Genomic DNA, 18,913 nt, shown 5'->3' on the forward strand with positions numbered 1-18,913 from the left:
GGACGTCCATATATGGTCTAATATACTGATCTGGCAGCTTAAATTTGGCAATCCCGACTGGACTTGAACCCGTGCTCAAGCGATTATTGCTCCAGTAGTATGGGAGGGTAGTCAACAGATTAGTATAATGGAGTTAATGAGTTAATCGATTGATATGGTTAAATAATTTTCAGTTTACTGCGAGTCATACGCATAATAACATTAGGACGCCTTTTTAAATGCGGTATCAATCAACTCTACTGGTTCGTGTTCTGATAGGCTGAAATACAATTATCTCGCCCGCAACATGCGGGCTTTTTTACACCTTCATAGATCTATGAATACAATTCTGATATTAAAGAATGGGCAATGAGTGTAATAAGAAACTGATAATTCAGAGTACTGTATTAGTTTAATGGTTTAAAAGTTGTCGTTACTTTTTCGGATATAGAAATAAATTATGTGATATCAGAATTGTTTGGTAAATCATTTCGAACGGTTCGTTTGATAGGCTGCTCATTTTCATCAAAATACCTACTAGGCCATATCTCAGCAGGGGTTACACCAATTTCCTGAGCGATCAACAATTCCCCTTTAGGCCAGGGTCGCGTTAAAGCATTGGCTAATGTTGAAGAGTTTAAACCGTGCTCTCTGGACAATGATGCCAGCGTCTTATTCTTCTTACGTATCGCAGCGATAATATCGGCGGTATGCCAGTCTTTTTTCATATTCCTGCTTACCTCTTTGGTGGTGGCGATTCAAACAGGGTTCGCAGTACCGGAGAACATCCAATCCGGCGAGGCATAGCCTCCCCTGCCTGAACCGCCATAGAAAGAGCGATAACAGGCACACTGGTAAGAAAACAACCTTACCAGTGGGATGTTCGTTCAAGGCTGCGACCCCCTGACCATCGGATTTTGCCGATAGCGACACTACTTTAACCGATTGTATTATCTGACTCAAGAATCAAATAAATACCTTAGTGACGGTTTGTCTCACTTTGCTTATGACGAAATGAGCGAACTTATGACGAAAACGGCACTACACCGCACCCGCCTGCACGTTTTGGATCAAAAGATTTTTTCAGTTTTAAAATCCTACAAGGCAAACTGCCAAACCGCGCCAGCACTGGCAGAGTGGGAAAAATCACAAACTGAAAGGTTTGAAAAGATTTTCAGGAGATTTCAGTTTTTGGATCAATGATGGATCACGAGAAAATCACCAATATATTGATATTAAAGGTGAATTCCTATCTTGTGTGAGAGGGATGATCGCGGAAAATATCAGCGTTGAATTGTGGAACTCAAGTAGGATGCGGCTTTAGCTATGATATGATAATGAAATCTGCCTCAAAAAATTGTAGTTGACCTTCTGAAAACAATTTATTATCGTTTTATATATGAGGACTCAAAACCTCAAGTAAGCGGTCAAAACCAACCCCGTTAGTGTTGGGTTTTTTATGCCTAATTTTTAATGGTAGCTATTCGGCTATTATCTCTCTGATTCAATGTCGGGAGGGCGACTAATACAACACCCGCAAGGGGAATAAGTCCGCGGTTTCTTACTGCCGTTTTGAGCCTCCCGACACCATACTCTTAAATGGTAAACCCAATTCTCAAAGAAAAGTAAGGAGTCAGTAATGGCTAGACTATCCGTAACTCCATTCATTTTTGAAAATCAGCAAGTACGTACATTAGTTAAAAATGGCAATCTTTGGTTTGTTGCACAAGATGTATGTGATGCCTTGAAAATCACAAATAGCCGCGAAGCTATCGCAAAACTTGATGATGATGAAAAGGATGTAGCTTTAAGTGACACCCTTGGTGGAAAGCAAAAAGTAAACATTATCAATGAATCAGGAATGTATTTTCTGACAATCCGCTGTCGTGATGCCGTAAAAAAAGGAACTTTACCTCACCGTTTTCGTAAATGGGTTACCAGTGAAGTTTTACCTTCGATTAGAAAGACCGGTAGCTATATAGGCAGGAAGAAGAGTATTTCACTAAACCAGTTCATTATTTGCCCTTGTTGTCAGAAACCTGCCAATGTTCTAAGTACAGAAAAATTGAATAGACACAGAATTGAGGTCTTAGCAATTTGCAATTCTATTCGGTGTCCAGAACAAGCTTTTAAAATTGAGATATATTTCTCACATTATCTTCAAGAGGAAGTAGGGATAAGAGTAGGAAAAGTGGTGATGCTAAGAGGTTGATAAATGGCCTAACTCCTGTCCAGAAATTGAAGCTGGCTAGTGTGTTTTCATCCAGGCAATAGCTTTATGAAAAAATCTCTGTCGCCATTTTGTCGCCACTGACTACTAGAAACAAAAAAGCCACTCATTACGAAGTGGCTTAATGTACTGATAAATCAGCTAAAATCTGGTGGCCCCTACTGGACTTGAACCAGTGACCAAGCGATTATGAGTCGCCTGCTCTGACCAACTGAGCTAAGGGGCCGTTGAATGGGAGAGATTATACGTACAGTTTTGCTCGCGGTCTAGCTTTGTAAATTCGTATGATCATTTTATGTGCAAAATCGCGTTTTTAGTAAGTAGTGAAAACGGGGAGTGATATATATTAGTTTTTTTTATGGTCTATTTAACGTTTTTATCCATTACTGGATTGATTTTTCAGAAGCGATTTTGTGTCATCTGGTCATATGTTATTCCGATGAAAATCTATTTTATACGTGATTATTTGAATGATAATCATATCCTTTTCATTCTTCCTTAATCACCAGATAGAAAACGACTTTTTTATCTATCGGCTAGAGAGAATGTTAGTTGAGTTATATCAGAGGAACCTGTGATTATATTTCTGTATAAATACTATATTGTCAGAGGATTTAGAGTATCTCCGATATAAAAGACAAAAGCGTCTGCTTGGACAGACGCTTTTTAGTCAGAATGAATAAAATTTCCGATTATTCATCAAGGAAGCTGCGCAGAACTTCAGAACGGCTTGGATGACGTAGTTTACGTAGTGCTTTCGCCTCGATCTGGCGGATACGTTCACGGGTAACGTCAAACTGTTTACCGACTTCTTCCAATGTATGGTCAGTATTCATATCAATACCGAAACGCATACGCAGTACTTTTGCTTCACGAGCGGTCAGACCTGCCAAGACATCGTGGGTTGCTGAACGCAGGCTTTCTGAAGTTGCAGAATCCAGTGGCAGTTCCAGCGTTGTATCTTCAATGAAATCACCTAAATGTGAATCTTCATCATCACCAATTGGCGTTTCCATTGAGATAGGTTCTTTGGCAATTTTCAGTACCTTACGGATCTTGTCTTCCGGCATTAACATACGTTCTGCTAGCTCTTCCGGCGTTGGTTCACGCCCCATTTCCTGCAACATTTGGCGGGAAATACGATTGAGTTTGTTGATTGTCTCAATCATATGAACGGGTATACGAATAGTACGAGCTTGGTCGGCAATTGAACGTGTAATTGCCTGACGGATCCACCATGTGGCGTAAGTTGAGAACTTGTAACCACGACGATATTCAAATTTATCAACCGCTTTCATCAGGCCAATGTTGCCTTCTTGGATCAGATCCAAGAATTGCAGGCCACGGTTGGTATATTTTTTGGCAATTGAAATAACCAAACGTAAGTTGGCTTCAACCATCTCTTTTTTCGCTCGGCGGGCTTTTGCTTCACCGATGGACATACGACGGTTGATATCTTTCACCTGTTCAATGGTTAAACCGGTTTCTTCCTCAATTTGACGAAGTTTTTGCAGGCCACGCTGTACTTCTTCTTCCACTTCAAGGAGTTTTTCAGACCACGGTTTGTTCATTGCTTTTGCAGCGGTAAACCAAATGTTGCTGGTTTCATTACCGGAGAACAAAGTGATGAAGTTCTTCTTCGGCATTTTGCACTGTTCAACACATATTTTCATGATCTGGCGTTCTTGAAGGCGAACGCGATCCATCATAGAACGCATGTTGTTGACCAGATAGTCAAACTGCTTTGGCACCAGACGGAACTGTTTGAAAACTTCTGAAAGTTTTAAGATTTCGGCCGCAGTATTTGGATGATTGCGACCGTTTGCCTTAATTTCTTGACGGGTGATGTCATACTGTTGTCGCAGTTCTTGGAATTTCTGGCGCGCTAATTCTGGATCGATGCTGTTGTCATCATCACCATCGTCATCACTGTCTTCATCATCGTCGTCTTCATCATCATCAAGCTCTTCCTGTGGAAGTTCAGAACCAACGTGAGTGGCAGTAGGTGCAAGTTCTTCTTCTGCGTTCGGGTCAACGAAACCGGTGATAAGATCCGACAGGCGAGCTTCACCTGCTTCCACACGGTCATATTGTTCCAATAAGTAGGTGATTGCTTCAGGGTATTCAGCAACGGAGCACTGTACCTGATTGATGCCATCTTCAATGCGTTTAGCAATGTCAATTTCACCTTCCCGGGTCAATAACTCAACGGTACCCATTTCACGCATGTACATACGTACCGGGTCGGTGGTGCGACCGATTTCAGATTCAACACTAGACAGGACTTGCGCAGCAGCTTCCACAGCGTCTTCATCTGTGTCGTTAGCGGTTTCTGCTAGCATCAGATCATCGGCATCAGGTGCTTCTTCCATTACCTGAATGCCCATGTCATTGATCATCTGGATGATATCTTCGATCTGATCGGAATCGACGATATCTTCCGGCAGATGGTCATTGACCTCAGCATAGGTCAGATAGCCTTGCTCCTTACCACGGGTGACAAGTAGCTTTAGCTGTGACTGCGGGTTTTGCTCCATAAGACGGTATCCACACTTCAGAGTATTTGGGTTGGTGTCGGTCGGCGAAACTAATCTGCCAACAATAACTTTTAAGGGCGTTTTCGTTATATTGCCGCTGCCCACTTATAGCGGCAAAATGTAGGGTTATTTCCCTACCTAATGCGGCATTTAAGCCGTGAATTCAGTGTTTACTTTCTGGCACGGGATTCATTAATCAGGCGAACTTCTTCGCGCTCTTCCGGTGTCAGTCCTTCAGTTCTTGCCCTGGCGATAAGAATGTCTAAACGTTCTTCTAACGCTGAATCAACAAGATGATCCAACGCGTCACGAAATGTATTTTCTGCTATTTCTTCTACTTGTATATCGTTCCATGTAGCCAATTTTTCAAGTTGTTTACTAAATTTATTATCACGATATTGCTCTAGCAGTTGTCCAGTTGTCAGCCCTGGCTGAGTAAGACAAACCTCCACAAGCTCCATAAATAATGGTAAGCCTGCAATTTTGGCCTGCATAATTCCCTGTAGGGGGGGAACTAAAGCGGCTAAGTGTGGGTTTTGTACCAACAGTCCTATAAGTATACGCATAGTTGTCGGTTTTAGCTGCGGCATCTGATAATTATTCCCACTTTCCAGATGCTGCGGCAATAAACGTTCCAACTGCACTGCATCAGGGATGCCCATCATATTGCCAAGTTCTTGTCTCATATAGAGACGCAGAACCTCCCCCGGAATCTGGTTAATCAATGGTACGGAAAGTGAACTGAGTTTTGTTTTCCCTTCAGGATTACTTAAATCAACTTGTGGCAGTAATGATTCGAACAGAAATTCAGACAATGTATGAGATTGTTCCATTCTTTGTTCAAATGCTTTCCGGCCTTCCTTACGGACTAGTGAATCAGGATCTTCGCCATCAGGCAAAAACATAAAACGTAACTGCCTACCATCATTCAGATAAGGGAGCGCTGTTTCCAATGCTCGCCATGCTGCATCTCGCCCGGCTCTGTCACCATCGTAGCAACAGATGACGTTATCAGTAGCGCGGAAAAGTAATTGAATATGCTCCGATGTAGTCGAAGTACCTAGTGAGGCAACAGCATAATCGATACCAAACTGCGCCAGTGCTACCACATCCATATAACCTTCAACTACTAATAATCGTGAAAGGTCACTGTGATTTTGTTGTGCTTCATAGAGGCCATATAGCTGGCGGCCTTTATGGAAAATTTCAGTTTCTGGTGAGTTGAGATATTTTGGGAGTGCATCTCCCAGAACACGTCCACCAAATGCAATCACGCGCCCTCTGCGGTCACGGATTGGAAACATTATTCGTTCGCGGAAGCGGTCATAGGTACGGCCATTATCATTTGCGACCAGCATTCCAGCGTCATTTAACTGTCGACGATCTTCCGCATTATGAGCAAACCGCTTCAAGGTGTTGTCCCAACCAGCGGGAGCGAAACCAATCGAGAAACGGTGGATAATCTCTTCACTAAGTCCACGTTGAGCCAGATATTGCCGAGCTTGTTGTGCAGCGGAGCTATTTAGTGAATTCTGATAGAAGCTGTTGAGCTTATCCATCAGCTGATAAAGATTTTGTCTTTGGTGGCGTTCTATCTGACTGCTGCCGGAACCTGCTTCATAAGGGACTTCCAGCCCATGCATCGCGGCCAATTCTTCAATGGATTCGACAAACTCAAGTCTATCGTAATTCATCAGAAAATCGATAGCGTTGCCGTGAGCGCCACAACCAAAGCAATGATAAAACTGTTTATCGCCATTAACAGTAAACGAGGGTGTCTTTTCGTTATGAAATGGACAGCACGCGTGGTGATTTTTACCCTGTTTTTTAAGTGGCACACGAACATCGATCAGATCGATAATATCGGTACGAGCTAATAAATCATTGATAAATGCGCGCGGAATTCGTCCAGCCATAAGCCCTTTTACGCCTGTTGATGAACGACAATAAGCCGCGCTCCCTTTCGGAAAGCACGGCCTTTATCTGCAACTACTATTGTCTGCAAATTCAATCACTATGCGGATCAACCGCAAGGATTAGTACAGACGAGTGCGGCGTGCGTTTTCACGAGCCAGCTTCTTGGCGTGACGTTTTACAGCAGAAGCTTTAGCGCGTTTACGTTCAGTCGTTGGTTTTTCATAGAATTCACGACGGCGAACTTCTGCTAATACACCTGCTTTTTCGCAGGAACGCTTAAAGCGACGCAATGCTACGTCGAATGGCTCGTTTTCACGTACTTTAATTACCGGCATGTGCCTCTCACCTCAATAGAAATCGGTCTTGCTGGCGTGGGATGCCAGCCATCTTAAAATGGTGCGGAATTTTACTTCAATGAACATGGCTTTGTAAAGCACCGCAGCAAATTGAAACAACAACACTACGACGGTGATCTGCAAATCAGTTCCGTAATATTGATGATAACCACACAGGGATTTTATGTAGAGGAGTGATTATAGACTAAGCAGCAAAAATAGTCAGTATGTAAGCCGCGCAAATTATCTTATTAATGATAAACTGGCTCTCTTCTGTGGAATATAGGTAGTGTAATGCGAGTCTTAGGTATAGAAACGTCCTGCGATGAAACCGGAATCGCAATTTATGACGACGAAGCCGGTTTATTGGCAAATCAATTATACAGTCAGATTAAACTGCATGCTGATTACGGTGGTGTCGTGCCTGAATTGGCTTCACGTGACCATATCCGCAAAACAGTGCCCTTGATTCAAGCTGCTTTGAAAGAGGCAGGATTAACCTGTAAAGATATTGATGCGGTGGCTTATACAGCAGGTCCTGGTCTGGTTGGTGCGTTGTTGGTGGGAGCGACGATTGGCCGTTCTCTGGCGTTTGCTTGGGATGTTCCTGCGATTCCTGTTCATCATATGGAAGGGCATTTACTAGCTCCAATGCTGGAAGATAACAGCCCTGAATTCCCGTTTGTGGCTTTGCTGGTGTCTGGTGGTCATACACAGCTTATTAGTGTAACGGGTATCGGTAAATATGAGCTGCTTGGTGAATCAATAGATGATGCCGCTGGTGAAGCATTTGATAAAACAGCTAAGTTACTGGGATTGGATTATCCAGGTGGGCCGGTACTCTCCAGAATGGCTCAGAAAGGAGATGCTGGGCGTTTTGTATTTCCTCGCCCGATGACAGATCGCCCTGGGCTGGATTTCAGTTTTTCAGGATTGAAAACTTTTGCGTCTAATACTATTCATGGCAACAGCGATGATGAGCAGACTAGAGCGGATATTGCCCGTGCTTTTGAAGACGCGGTAGTTGATACATTAGCGATTAAATGTAAAAGAGCACTTGGGCAGACCGGATTCAAGCGACTAGTGATGGCTGGTGGTGTCAGCGCCAACCGAACATTGCGTATTAAAATGGAAGAAGTCATGGCAAAATTGGGTGGCGAAGTATTTTATGCGCGTCCTGAATTCTGTACAGATAACGGCGCCATGATTGCGCTTGCCGGCATGATCCGCCTAAAAGGAGAGGGGAATGACTCACTTGGCGTGACAGTCAAAGCCCGCTGGCCATTGTCGGAATTACCTCCATTATAAATCTTCTTGATATAATGAAAATAAAAGACCAGTAACTCAATGAGTTGCTGGTTTTTATCCGGTCCTGTTATTGATTTTCTTTTCTTTGCTCTTTTTCTGTTCGGTTTTTTTCTTTTTCGACCATCTCTTTTTTCTTTTTTAGCTTGTTCCAGAGACGATTTTCTTGGCCGCGCCACAGACGCTGGATATTATCATGGTGACGTAGTAACACCAGACAGCAGAGCATGGCTACGGGAAAAGTAAATTCGGGTTTAAACCACCAGACATAGAATGGTGCTATCAAGGCACTGACAATGGCCCCTAAAGAAGAATAGCCGCTCAGTAAGATGGTCAGCAGCCAGGTACCCATCATCAAACCTGTCAGATCCCAGCCAATTGCCGCAATAGCACCAAAAGCAGTTGCGACACCCTTACCGCCTTTAAATTGGAAAAAGATCGGGTAAATATGACCGAGACAAGCAGCGATTGCTGTAATTCCTAAATAGAAAGGGGGAACATAGAGTTGATAAGCCAACCAGACGGGGATCATCCCTTTTAGAACATCACAAATTAGTACTATTGCCGCAGTACTGCGGCCACCAATTCGCAATACATTTGTCGCGCCTGGGTTGCCTGAACCATGTTGACGAGGATCAGGTAGTCCAGCCAGACGACAAATCAGTATTGCGCTGGAAATTGAACCGCAAAGATACGCGAAGATGATCATACCAAGCGCGATAGCACTCATAATGTCTCCCCAATAATAATGGTCGTTTTCTTAGCCTAGTCATGGATAATACGCATATTTAGTCGGAAGTGGTATCCGACAAGTTGAAAAACAGGAAAATGACGTGATGGATATCGTATTTATTGAGGAGTTAGTCGTTATTACCACAATTGGTGTTTACGACTGGGAACAGACCATTAAACAGAAGTTAGTGTTCGATATCGAAATGGGATGGGATAATAAACGCGCATCTTCCAGTGATAATGTCGAATATTGTCTGGATTATGCCAAAGTTAGCGAAGTGATTATCAATCATGTAGAAAATCAGAATTTTGCTCTGGTTGAAAGAGTGGCTGAAGAGGTAGCGGATCTGCTGTTAAAACGCTTTAATTCGCCGTGGGTACGGATAAAAGTTAGTAAACCGGGTGCTGTCGCTCAGGCTCGTCAAGTAGGTGTTATTATTGAAAGAAAAAAATAATCTGATCAGTAGTGAATTCAGTTGCCATATTATTGTCATTGTTCTTACATAGACTGGCGTGCAGTAGTGCCAGGCTTGATAATCATGTTAATTGATTAATGACAATGGGAATAATGGTAGCTGGGGTTATTCCAGGCTACTTGTTTCGGGTATTTATTAATGGGCGACCTCTCTATATGACTGACCTTTCTACCTTGTTTCATGCAGCGGTTCTTGGTGTTGTTGAAGGGCTAACTGAATTTCTTCCTGTTTCCTCTACCGGCCATATGATCATTGTTGGCCATATGTTGGGATTTACTGGCGATAAAGCTGAAACATTTGAAGTTATTATCCAACTTGGATCTATCCTTGCTGTGGTCGTAGTGTTTTGGCGTCGCTTGTTTGGGCTCATTGGCATTCACTTTGGTGAAGTTCCTCATGAAGGTAAAACTAATGGCAAACTGAAACTGAGCCATATTATTGTGGCAATGCTACCTGCGGTGACGCTTGGGTTGCTGTTCCACGATGTTATCAAATCACTGTTTAACCCACAAAGCGTGATGTATGCCTTGGTTATTGGTGGTGTGTTGCTGATTACAGCAGAAATATTGAAACCTAAAATACCGAAAGCAGAAGGGCTGGATGATATTACTTATCGTCAGGCTTTTATGATTGGCTGTTTTCAGTGTATGGCTTTATGGCCGGGATTTTCCCGTTCAGGTGCGACAATTTCTGGTGGAATGCTGATGGGGGTTAATCGTTATACTGCATCAGAATTCTCGTTTATTTTGGCTGTACCGATGATGATGGGAGCAAGTGGATTAGATTTATATAAGAGCCTGCATTTTTTGAGTGCTTCTGATATCCCAATGTTTGCTGTTGGTTTTGTTACTGCATTTGTTGTCGCGTTAGTCGCTATTAAAACTTTTCTGGCATTGATTAAGCGTATATCTTTTATTCCATTTGCTATCTACCGTTTTATTGTGGCAGCCGCTGTTTACTGGGTATTTATGTAGTGAATGGTTCCCCCTGATATCAATTTAACTCAAATATTGCCTAATGTTTGATATCAGGGGATGTTTCAGGTAACAGTCTTGTTTTGAACTGTATTATTTTGTTGTTTCCATTCCGCCAATGCGTGCTGACGCTGACGTCGCAACTCATGACCAATGTCAGCACCGCGTAATCCGCTGTCTACAATGTTTTTCACCTGAACCTGGCTGGCAATTTTGAATGCCTGTCGCAGATAATCACCTTGTGGATAGGGGGTATCTTCAAAACTGGTACGACCCCGCGCATCGGCTTCACTGATGATAATTAATTGCTCTATTCGCTGAGGTTTACGCCATGCATCAACGGCATCAAATAACTTAAGTAATGTTTTCGGTCGCAATTGAGCGATGGTATGCACTAAATCATGATACTGAGCAGCCAGTTTTGCCAAATCACGGGCAGAATTAGGAACACGCAGACGTTGGCACAATTGGTCAACCAATTTAACACCGGCTGGCCCATGTCCATAATGGTGAGGCCACTGTTCTGGTGGTGTCAGCCCTTTGCCAAGATCATGGCATAGAGCAGCAAAACGGCTATCGACTTTATCTGTTAACTCAGTCGCTACTTTCAGTACCATCAGCGTATGAATACCGGTATCGATCTCAGGATGCCATTTCTCTGGTGCGGGAACGCCAAACAGATTATCAATTTCAGGAAACAACACCGCCAATGCACCACAATCACGTAAAACCTGAAAAAAGATCTGAGGGGAATGGCTGGCAAGGGCTTTCTCGGTCTCTTTCCAAATACGTTCTGGTGTGAGTGCTGATAGCTCGCCGTTAATTGCCATATTTGACATTAATGCTTGTGTTTCTGGCGCGATGGTAAACCCTAAATGGGCGAAACGGGCGGCAAAACGAGCCACTCGTAATACCCTTAGCGGATCTTCAGAGAAAGCATCAGAAACATGGCGTAGAATACGGTTGTTCAAATCATCAACACCATGATAAGGATCGACCAGTTCACCAGCGGGTGTTTGAGCGATCGCATTAATTGTCAGATCACGACGCTGCAAATCGTCTTCCAGTGTGACATCCGGCGCTGCATAACACGTAAAACCCGTATATCCCAGGCCGGATTTTCTCTCAATGCGTGCTAAGGCATACTCTTCATGGGTTTGGGGATGTAGGAACACTGGAAAATCTTTGCCAACTTGCAGATATCCTTGGGATAACAGCGCTTCTGGTGTTCCTCCCACAACGACCCAATCCCGCTCTTCTACAGGAAAATTTAGCAGGTGGTCACGTACTGCGCCACCAACCAGATAGACTCTCACCTGATATATTCCTTATCAACTCATCCAACGGTCATTACGCTTACGGCGAGGGATCATATGTGGCAGTAATAGCCCAAAGATTAAACCAGCGCCTGCAACGCCACCGCCGTACATAAACCATTGCAGAATGATATTACGTTGTTTGTCATCAAGTTGCAGATTTGCCACATCAAGCTTTTTTTCTGCTACCGTCAGTTTGTTTTTTAACCTCTCATTCTCTTTTTTCAGCTCTGCAACAATGCTACTGCTATTGGAAGCCTTCAGTTGCATGTCGGCAGTGCGCTGATTCCAGTTATTATCTATATTGGCTAACTTCTCCGTCAATGTTTTCACTTCCTGTTCCAACTCTGGGAGGCGAGTGCGTAGGCTTGGCTTATTACTAAGTTGGTTAACGGGTAGCCAGACAAGGCGGCCTTTATCATCTTTAACTTGAGCGTAATTACTATCCCGATTGATGCTTATCAATGTGACTTCATCACCGGCATTCAGTGTACCGGCAATCCGATACTGGTTACCCGGCCCGGCGTGTGTGTAGGTAGATAACTCATCAGATACATAGCGCTTTCCTTCCGCGTGGGTAGTGAGCGAAAAGCTGAGGATTATTAGCGCTGTGAGAAGTAAATGTAGTTTTCTCATTGTGATTTTAACCGTTTTTTATCTATGGTGAGTTTAGAATTTGATAGTAAAGAGTTAAGTTTGCTAGAGCAATCGGTAAACCAAAATAGGAACTATCTTAACGGGTCGAATATGGGGCTTACTGGTTGTTTGTTTAAATAACGTTTCATTATTCTGCTACACATAACTTTCTTCAACCCATTGTTATACATGAAATTATGAGTAGTATAAGATGTAGCATTATTTTGGAGTCTTATTTAACAGCGCGTATTTTGCCAATTACTATCATAACTTTCAGAAAAGAGAAAATTTTAACTTTTTACTTAGCGTTTCAGGTCCAGTTATCCGCATCAATTTATTACGTAACCTCAGCTTTGTTTAAGAATAGCAATGTCATCAGCGCGTAGATTTAAACTCGGTTTTCTTAGGTTGGAAGGTATAAGCAATTAATCCTGAGACGACTTCCAGCAAAAAACCGAGTTGACTATGGTGCCTTGAATGCTCTATTTGAGAAATATTTTTTAGCTGATCAACGACCATTTCTATTAGGAAACGCCTTCTTAACATCAGCTTATCCCAGAGTGATAACGTTTTTGCTTTCATATTGCAACGGACATGGGTGATGAAGGTGGCCAACAGTTCACCATAATCATTTGGCGTTTGAGTAATCCGTTTTCAATTAACTGCTGATGCCAAAGAGGCATAAATTTTTGGCAAAAATCATCGACGCAGCAGTCAAAGTTCTTCTAAATTAATCATGCCTGAGGTTTTCCACGATCATGTTTTTTTGACAAAAACTTTGATCGTGCCTCAGGCACTTAGTTCCTTTCCTAAGCGAAGCTCACGTTATTGTACTAAAGGATTCCTTGATTCAGTGCGAGGTCGACGGATAGTTATCGATTTTGATGGAAACGATATGTATGGAAGGATGGAGACTACTTGACAAATTTTCATTATCAATGAAATTATTTTTAACGAAAGATTGGAAGGATTTGTGGACAATCGGTTTAGTTTGATAGTTGAAGGAATAGAGTTATCGAGCAGAATAATGTGATAATAACTCTTTGAAGATTCTTAAAATTACTGTAATACATCATTTCAATAGATTGAAGGCTTGACTAAATTCCTTAATCATAATTATGTTTTATGCAACATAAAATCCATGTAACAGGGTTAACTTGACATTAACAAATTTGTAACCTAATTTTATAAAACCATTGCAAAATAGCGTGATGGGGTAGTGTGTAAAATTTATTTTCAGAAAGTTTTATGTTGTAAACTTAACTCGAATTATACTAGTTAACTGGAGTAAAATATGAATAGCTCTTCGTTTTCTGTATCACGTAGTGTTGATAAAAATAGTGGCTTCACTGTTTTTTCTGTAGCTCGTAGTGTACAGAAAAATATGCAGATTATGAATTTTTCTGTAGCGCGTAGTGTACAGAAGAATGTTCTAAAATCTAAAATCTAAATTACCACAATAAACGTTTAAATGAACTGTAATTGAATATCAATTCAGGTGGTTTCATTTATTCAATTTTCAAGTGTGGACTGAAGAATAACATAGGGTCGGTAAGATCCTATGTTATGAAGAGTTATTGAGATAAAGCAGATATACATTTTATGCTACGAGGATTGTAAGAATGATTTTATGTCCAGCTTTAGATTTTAAAAAGAAAGTTAAAATAAGAAGTGGTACATCTACTTTGTTCGTTTCTGATGATGAAGCAATCCTCATGGAAGATACGACTTTTGGTATTCATTATCAGGATATGAAGTTTGTTTATGTCTCTGGAGTTAATGAATGGAATAATAGCATTACATTTTTCTTTTATCAAAAAAACAAGAAAGGTGAAATGTGTTATGATTCTATGGAATGCTCAAATGCTGCGGTTGTTTCTTACTTATACTCTATGTTGGAAGGTAAAAATATAAATAAAAACAGAGATTGCATCGTCACTAATCAGATAACAAATTCGTCATGGATACTAAAATATATCAATAGAAATAATAAAGGTCATTTGGTTTCAATATCAAAATGTTTATTGATGGATACAATAAAAGAACATCGTGTTTATCATTGTAATGATATTTATGATAATGTTGAAAATGTAAGGGTAGATATTATATCGGGTAATAAAATATGCTTAATTGATATTGGGGGATTTTTATCTGAAACTGGCTCTATGGAAAGATTAAAGGAAATTTTACTGCGTCTGGCATTAGATAAATTAGGTTATAAGATTATAGCATTCTTACGTGAGGATGATTTTTTCCATTGTCTTCTCTGCTATAACGGCGATTTTCATCGTTCATTCCCAGTGAGTAGCTTATATATTATATCCTGTTATCTGGAATATTACGGGATGAAATTAGAAAGAAAGAAATATATATGCAGAAATATGGAATCACATATCGAGCTTCCTTTTGAACTGAGAGAAGAAGGTATGGAGATTCTGTTCAGTTCACAAATTACAACTAATCTTCTTGAGGATGATTAATATGGAAGGCGTAGGCTATTTTTTACACTTTCATCAAGATTACATCGACTTTGATGAAAAATTTGAAGCATGTGGTGGGAAATCGGATGCTTATGAAGTACTGGCCCTTCATTTTAACACGGAGGTGGAAAGCTTGAAGCGTTTTGTGAAATGGAAAAGCAAGCCTTTTTGCCTGCATACTGCGGTAATGGATTTAGGGCGAGACAGTGATGCGATTAGACCTGGATTGCGCATGCTAAAAGAACAAGTTGAAGCTGTAAAGCCGTACTCTGTGACAGAACATCATGCCATCTTGAATGCACCGGGAGGTGATGAGTTTGGTATCTTTTTTCCTCCACCGGAATTACCTGAGCAAAAAAAGAGGATTGTAGGGAATATCAGGATGCTACAAGCAGAACTATCAGCAAAAATTCTGATTGAGAATCCAATTTTATCTTATGGATTGAGAGGAATATCAATAAAAAATCGGGTGGATTTCTTTAATCAGACAGTTAAGGAATCTGGTGCAAGAATGCATTTGAGTCTTTCAAATATTGCATACAGTAACAAATATGGCACAGACATCGATCCTGATGAATATTTGTCGCACATAGATTTTTCTATGGTCGATCAGGTTCATATGTATGTGAATAATCAGCAACAAATGAAAAATGCACCAAAGGAATATATTGAAAGTGACATCTGGCTGAGGAGCCGGTTGGAGCAAATATTGAAACACTACGATATCCGGCCGCTTATTTTCTTCGAGCTGGAAGCTATTACTCCACAGCTGGCTGAGCCAGAATATCTGCGGGATACGATTGAATGGGCCAGAACTCTTCTTGCCTGAAACTCTCATTCATTAGAGGTGGCATTATGTTAGCGGATGTTCAAAATATCATGGCTAAAATGATCCGTGATAAGGTATTTTTGAATCAGGTTATCGACAGTGAATATGCTGTGTTGAATGATTTTCCTTTATCATCAGAAGAAATTTCTTATCTGAAAGATTTGGATCTTAACAGCATTTCTAAGCTAAGTTTTCTGGTAAAAGAAGAGAGAATTGTGCGTCGGGATGGCGAGTTTGGGTTTTTTGTACGGGAAATAAAAAAATATCTCGACTATGACGACTATGCTCTGCGATTTACTGAATGCTATAAAACCGGTTCGGTGAATAAAATTTTTGATGCTAAACAATATTATCACTATTTTTCCGATGTGTTACTTCGTTACAACTATCCTGGTTATCTTTTTGAACTTCTTCATTTTTGTTATAAAAACACATGCATCTGCTGGGTTAACTACAATGAGCCGGCAGTGGAATATATAGAAAATCTATCCGTTAATGATAAGCTGGTATTGTCACAGCATCGTGACATTATCAAAGTCAGAGCTTCGTTAAAGGATTATCTGAATATTACCTTTTCAGAAGACGAGGAGTCGGCAAAAATATTAATTGTCAAACACCCAAGCATTCCCAAAACGACCTCTTTCACTCAGTTAACTAAGGGGGATATTTTGTCTTTCTTGATAGAGAATAATAATGAGGCGACATTGTTACAGTTAATTGAAAAATTTGGTATTTCGTACATCAAGGATAGCATTGATGATCTCAATGATAAAATTGAGCGGGGATTTATAAAATATATCCGGGATTAGGAAGGTATTATGATTTTTGTTAAAGATAATAATCTGAAATTCCTATTTCCCGCTGTGACAATCTCAGCTGTTGGTGATTGGGTGTTTCAGGTTTCTATATTGCTTTATATTTATAATTCAACAAAGTCCGGGTTGATGGTGAGCCTTTTTATTTTGTCTTCGGCTTTACCATCTCTGCTTTTTTCGCCGTTCATTGTCCGGTTTCTGACTGGAATCAACAATAAAACGGCTATGATTTATGGGGATATACTGCGGGCTATTTTGATTCTTTGTATGTTGTTGTCGCTGCAATCAATTTATTATATTTTTTTGATTAATATGCTAATTGGTATTGTCAGCACAGCATTTAGGACTTCTTATATTAAAAAGGTAACTCAGCTCTATGATATCAATACCCGGAGTAAAATTAACGCGGTTTTGAATAGTGGATCTTTTATTGCTATGGGGCTGGGATCAGTTATAGGTGCTTTTTTGCTTAATCTCTTTTCTGTCGAAACTGCGCTTATTTTTAATGCAATCAGTTATATAGGATCATGTTTGTTTTTGATTGGAATAAACAGTGATTCAGCGTTGTTTCACGATAAAATAAAGAAAAAAGTCACAATTAATGAGATGATCTATAAACTTTTTTATGAGATTAAGCAGAGTCCTATCCTAAGTTCTATTATTATTTTGGGATTGAGCTGGGGCGTAGTGGGAGGTGCATTGAATGTCCTGTTGCCTGTGATATTTATGAGTGATGAGGCGGGAGGGAGATTACTGAGTATTTTTTATATAGTGCAGGCAGTATCTATGCTGGCTGGTTGTATCATTGTTTACAATATTAAATTTGATGGTGAAAAAAGGTTTGCTTTTATTCTATTTATTATCGCCTATTTTTTTCAGGCGATACTATTTTCGGCAGCGTTGTTTATAAATAACATCTATCTGATATTTATCTTTATATTTCTTATGCGGCTTTGTGGAGGGATTATTATCCCATTGGATACAACGCTTATACAAAATAATAGTAGCGAGACGAATTTACCATTAGTTTATAATATTCATAGTTTGAGTTATACCAGTTTTTATCAAATATCGGTATTGGTTGTGGGGCTGATGATAGATACTTTTGATATTGACAGAACCAAGAACATTATCGGATTAACATCACTGATCGTGATATCTATTATCTGTCTGATCTCTTGCATGTTTATGACGAGGAAAGTGACATCTAATTCTAAGGTGGTGTGAGATGGGTAAAGCATTGGCATCAGTTATTTGTCTGATGGAAAAATTTAATCAGGAATACACTGAGTTATTGGGTGATATTCATACTATTAAGGATGAAATGTCAGCCGTGGATCTTGAAAATAAGTATCCAGTTACATTGATTAACTACCTTAACCGACAATCTTTACTTTCATTGTTTATGATACCCACTGAGCTTGGTGGCAGGAATGCGGGCCTTAAACCAGCGGTTAGTCTGTTGCCTTACCTCTCTTACTATTCGGTCAATCTCGCATCACTGTACATGTTTCATTTTCAATGTACGGCCCGGCTTAATAACTATGCCAGTGAGAGTCTTTACCAGGAAATTGCTCAGAATATTTATCATAGTGGGCGTTTGATGTCTTCTTCCTGGAGTGAGGGGGAGCAGAATCCAGCATCGGTCCTGAATACTTTAGGTGATAATGTTTTGATATCAGGAAATAAATATATCTCAACCGGTGTCTCTGAGTCCTGTTATCTGCATGTTATCGTTAATGATAAGGAATTTGGCGGAAAGTCGTTTATTTGTCTTCCCAACGCGTTTCCTGAAGAAAAATTAAAGCTGCTTCCTCTTGATCTGATTGGTTTTAAATCAGCGCAAAATTGTTCAATCGTGTTTTCTTCCCTAAGTTCTGATAGTCGGTATTTCCTTGGCAGACGTGGGAGTGGTGCCAAATTACAAATAAGTAACCATGAATCAGGCATTAATCCTGGCTTATTGGCATTGGGTCTGCTTGCCAGACTACTTGATACTCTGGAACAGGAATATAAGTATATCTATGATAAAGAAGTTTATAGAAAAATTGAGGATAAGTTTTATGCTTTTATTCGGGGTTTTGAACGCGTTCTGATCTCGGGAGAATACTTTGATCTGACTTATTGTCTCAGTTTAAAGTACCTCTCTACTGCTTTAATCAGGGATTCAGTATTAATCTTGCTACCTTTATTTGGTCCATCGGTACTGAAAGAAAGAAATACTGTAAATAATATCATTCAAAATGCTCTGTTACTCCAATATATGGGGCCGGCTAACTATCAGATTGAAGATAAAATATCTTATGACCTTTTCTCTGGAAGCTATTTTAAAATCAGTTACGATTAGGAAAT

The 18,913-nt window shown here is 40.5% G+C and carries 18 protein-coding genes, 1 tRNA gene and 1 pseudogene; 11 read left to right on the plus strand and 9 right to left on the minus strand.

The window, feature by feature from the left end; translation table 11 throughout:
• Positions 1-437 precede the first annotated feature (437 nt).
• Complete coding sequence (locus KZ793_RS18605) at positions 438-707, minus strand: helix-turn-helix domain-containing protein (protein ID WP_225816687.1); 270 nt, start codon at positions 705-707, stop codon at positions 438-440.
• 298 nt (positions 708-1,005) lie between these two features.
• Here KZ793_RS18605 and KZ793_RS18610 point away from each other — a divergent pair, with 298 nt between their 5' ends.
• Positions 1,006-1,182 carry a hypothetical protein gene (locus KZ793_RS18610; protein ID WP_225816688.1) on the plus strand — a complete coding sequence of 59 codons (177 nt, stop codon included), beginning with the start codon at positions 1,006-1,008 and terminating at the stop codon, positions 1,180-1,182.
• Between the two features lie 436 nt (positions 1,183-1,618).
• A complete protein-coding gene (locus tag KZ793_RS22970) occupies positions 1,619-2,191 on the plus strand; it encodes a BRO family protein (RefSeq protein WP_397443637.1) in 573 nt (190 codons plus the stop codon).
• 167 nt (positions 2,192-2,358) lie between these two features.
• Here KZ793_RS22970 and KZ793_RS18620 read toward each other — a convergent pair.
• The 4 genes from KZ793_RS18620 to rpsU all read right to left on the minus strand — a co-directional run bounded on the left by KZ793_RS18620 (position 2,359) and on the right by rpsU (position 6,998).
• Positions 2,359-2,435, minus strand: a tRNA-Ile gene (locus KZ793_RS18620).
• 466 nt (positions 2,436-2,901) lie between these two features.
• Complete coding sequence (rpoD, locus tag KZ793_RS18625; protein ID WP_225816689.1) at positions 2,902-4,746, minus strand: RNA polymerase sigma factor RpoD; 1,845 nt, start codon at positions 4,744-4,746, stop codon at positions 2,902-2,904.
• Between the two features lie 170 nt (positions 4,747-4,916).
• Entirely contained in the window at positions 4,917-6,662 is a 1,746-nt protein-coding gene (gene dnaG, locus KZ793_RS18630) for a DNA primase (RefSeq protein WP_225816690.1), read from the minus strand.
• A 120-nt stretch (positions 6,663-6,782) separates the two neighbouring features.
• Positions 6,783-6,998, minus strand: a complete 216-nt coding sequence (gene rpsU, locus KZ793_RS18635) for a 30S ribosomal protein S21 (RefSeq protein ID WP_001144069.1) — start codon at positions 6,996-6,998, stop codon at positions 6,783-6,785.
• Between the two features lie 294 nt (positions 6,999-7,292).
• Between rpsU and tsaD the strand changes: the two genes are divergently transcribed.
• Positions 7,293-8,306: a tRNA (adenosine(37)-N6)-threonylcarbamoyltransferase complex transferase subunit TsaD gene (gene tsaD, locus KZ793_RS18640; RefSeq protein WP_225816691.1), complete on the plus strand. Its 1,014-nt coding sequence runs from the start codon at positions 7,293-7,295 to the stop codon at positions 8,304-8,306.
• A gap of 67 nt (positions 8,307-8,373) precedes the next feature.
• Here the strand turns inward: tsaD and plsY are convergent, their stop codons facing one another.
• Complete coding sequence (plsY, locus tag KZ793_RS18645; protein ID WP_118986916.1) at positions 8,374-9,033, minus strand: glycerol-3-phosphate 1-O-acyltransferase PlsY; 660 nt, start codon at positions 9,031-9,033, stop codon at positions 8,374-8,376.
• A 106-nt stretch (positions 9,034-9,139) separates the two neighbouring features.
• On the opposite strand from plsY, the gene folB reads away from it, so the two are divergent.
• Positions 9,140-9,490 (plus strand): bifunctional dihydroneopterin aldolase/7,8-dihydroneopterin epimerase, encoded by a 351-nt coding sequence (gene folB, locus KZ793_RS18650; RefSeq protein WP_118986915.1) that lies wholly within the window; start codon positions 9,140-9,142, stop codon positions 9,488-9,490.
• A gap of 176 nt (positions 9,491-9,666) precedes the next feature.
• Positions 9,667-10,485, plus strand: coding sequence for an undecaprenyl-diphosphate phosphatase (bacA, locus tag KZ793_RS18655; protein WP_225816692.1), 819 nt, complete (start codon positions 9,667-9,669; stop codon positions 10,483-10,485).
• A gap of 65 nt (positions 10,486-10,550) precedes the next feature.
• On the opposite strand, the gene KZ793_RS18660 is transcribed toward bacA, so the two are convergent.
• The 3 genes and pseudogenes from KZ793_RS18660 to KZ793_RS18670 form a co-directional block, all read right to left on the minus strand.
• The gene (locus KZ793_RS18660) at positions 10,551-11,801 is read right to left on the minus strand and encodes a multifunctional CCA addition/repair protein (protein ID WP_225816693.1); all 1,251 of its coding nucleotides are present in this window, start codon (positions 11,799-11,801) and stop codon (positions 10,551-10,553) included.
• 15 nt (positions 11,802-11,816) lie between these two features.
• Positions 11,817-12,437: a TIGR04211 family SH3 domain-containing protein gene (locus KZ793_RS18665; RefSeq protein ID WP_225816694.1), complete on the minus strand. Its 621-nt coding sequence runs from the start codon at positions 12,435-12,437 to the stop codon at positions 11,817-11,819.
• Between the two features lie 347 nt (positions 12,438-12,784).
• Positions 12,785-13,046, minus strand: a pseudogene (locus KZ793_RS18670) (transposase); the annotation flags it as partial.
• Positions 13,047-13,731: 685 nt separating this feature from the next.
• Between KZ793_RS18670 and KZ793_RS18675 the strand changes: the two are divergent.
• The 6 genes from KZ793_RS18675 to KZ793_RS18700 all read left to right on the plus strand — a co-directional run bounded on the left by KZ793_RS18675 (position 13,732) and on the right by KZ793_RS18700 (position 18,908).
• Positions 13,732-13,887, plus strand: coding sequence for a hypothetical protein (locus KZ793_RS18675; protein WP_225816695.1), 156 nt, complete (start codon positions 13,732-13,734; stop codon positions 13,885-13,887).
• Between the two features lie 172 nt (positions 13,888-14,059).
• Complete coding sequence (locus tag KZ793_RS18680) at positions 14,060-14,917, plus strand: hypothetical protein (RefSeq protein WP_225816696.1); 858 nt, start codon at positions 14,060-14,062, stop codon at positions 14,915-14,917.
• Positions 14,910-15,746, plus strand: coding sequence for a multinuclear nonheme iron-dependent oxidase (locus tag KZ793_RS18685; RefSeq protein ID WP_225816697.1), 837 nt, complete (start codon positions 14,910-14,912; stop codon positions 15,744-15,746). Before KZ793_RS18680 ends, KZ793_RS18685 begins: the two co-directional genes overlap by 8 nt.
• A 26-nt stretch (positions 15,747-15,772) precedes the next feature.
• The gene (locus KZ793_RS18690; protein ID WP_225816698.1) at positions 15,773-16,555 is read left to right on the plus strand and encodes a hypothetical protein; all 783 of its coding nucleotides are present in this window, start codon (positions 15,773-15,775) and stop codon (positions 16,553-16,555) included.
• A gap of 9 nt (positions 16,556-16,564) precedes the next feature.
• On the plus strand, positions 16,565-17,788 hold the full coding sequence (locus KZ793_RS18695; RefSeq protein WP_225816699.1) for an MFS transporter: 1,224 nt from the start codon (positions 16,565-16,567) through the stop codon (positions 17,786-17,788).
• Between the two features lies 1 nt (position 17,789).
• Positions 17,790-18,908, plus strand: coding sequence for an acyl-CoA dehydrogenase family protein (locus tag KZ793_RS18700; RefSeq protein WP_225816700.1), 1,119 nt, complete (start codon positions 17,790-17,792; stop codon positions 18,906-18,908).
• Positions 18,909-18,913 lie beyond the last annotated feature (5 nt).

The sequence above is a fragment of the Photorhabdus antumapuensis genome (assembly GCF_020387775.1).
Taxonomy (GTDB): Bacteria; Pseudomonadota; Gammaproteobacteria; order Enterobacterales; family Enterobacteriaceae; genus Photorhabdus; species Photorhabdus antumapuensis.

What these genes read in the sequence shown, in the direction of transcription:
- KZ793_RS18605 (WP_225816687.1), bottom strand. Translation starts at nt 707, where the DNA reads ATGAAAAAAGACTGGCATACCGCCGATATTATCGCTGCGATACGTAAG.
- KZ793_RS18610 (WP_225816688.1), top strand. Translation starts at nt 1,006, where the DNA reads ATGACGAAAACGGCACTACACCGCACCCGCCTGCACGTTTTGGATCAA.
- KZ793_RS22970 (WP_397443637.1), top strand. Translation starts at nt 1,619, where the DNA reads ATGGCTAGACTATCCGTAACTCCATTCATTTTTGAAAATCAGCAAGTA.
- rpoD (WP_225816689.1), bottom strand. Translation starts at nt 4,746, where the DNA reads ATGGAGCAAAACCCGCAGTCACAGCTAAAGCTACTTGTCACCCGTGGT.
- dnaG (WP_225816690.1), bottom strand. Translation starts at nt 6,662, where the DNA reads ATGGCTGGACGAATTCCGCGCGCATTTATCAATGATTTATTAGCTCGT.
- rpsU (WP_001144069.1), bottom strand. Translation starts at nt 6,998, where the DNA reads ATGCCGGTAATTAAAGTACGTGAAAACGAGCCATTCGACGTAGCATTG.
- tsaD (WP_225816691.1), top strand. Translation starts at nt 7,293, where the DNA reads ATGCGAGTCTTAGGTATAGAAACGTCCTGCGATGAAACCGGAATCGCA.
- plsY (WP_118986916.1), bottom strand. Translation starts at nt 9,033, where the DNA reads ATGAGTGCTATCGCGCTTGGTATGATCATCTTCGCGTATCTTTGCGGT.
- folB (WP_118986915.1), top strand. Translation starts at nt 9,140, where the DNA reads ATGGATATCGTATTTATTGAGGAGTTAGTCGTTATTACCACAATTGGT.
- bacA (WP_225816692.1), top strand. Translation starts at nt 9,667, where the DNA reads ATGACTGACCTTTCTACCTTGTTTCATGCAGCGGTTCTTGGTGTTGTT.
- KZ793_RS18665 (WP_225816694.1), bottom strand. Translation starts at nt 12,437, where the DNA reads ATGAGAAAACTACATTTACTTCTCACAGCGCTAATAATCCTCAGCTTT.
- KZ793_RS18675 (WP_225816695.1), top strand. Translation starts at nt 13,732, where the DNA reads ATGAATAGCTCTTCGTTTTCTGTATCACGTAGTGTTGATAAAAATAGT.
- KZ793_RS18680 (WP_225816696.1), top strand. Translation starts at nt 14,060, where the DNA reads ATGATTTTATGTCCAGCTTTAGATTTTAAAAAGAAAGTTAAAATAAGA.
- KZ793_RS18685 (WP_225816697.1), top strand. Translation starts at nt 14,910, where the DNA reads ATGATTAATATGGAAGGCGTAGGCTATTTTTTACACTTTCATCAAGAT.
- KZ793_RS18690 (WP_225816698.1), top strand. Translation starts at nt 15,773, where the DNA reads ATGTTAGCGGATGTTCAAAATATCATGGCTAAAATGATCCGTGATAAG.
- KZ793_RS18695 (WP_225816699.1), top strand. Translation starts at nt 16,565, where the DNA reads ATGATTTTTGTTAAAGATAATAATCTGAAATTCCTATTTCCCGCTGTG.
- KZ793_RS18700 (WP_225816700.1), top strand. Translation starts at nt 17,790, where the DNA reads ATGGGTAAAGCATTGGCATCAGTTATTTGTCTGATGGAAAAATTTAAT.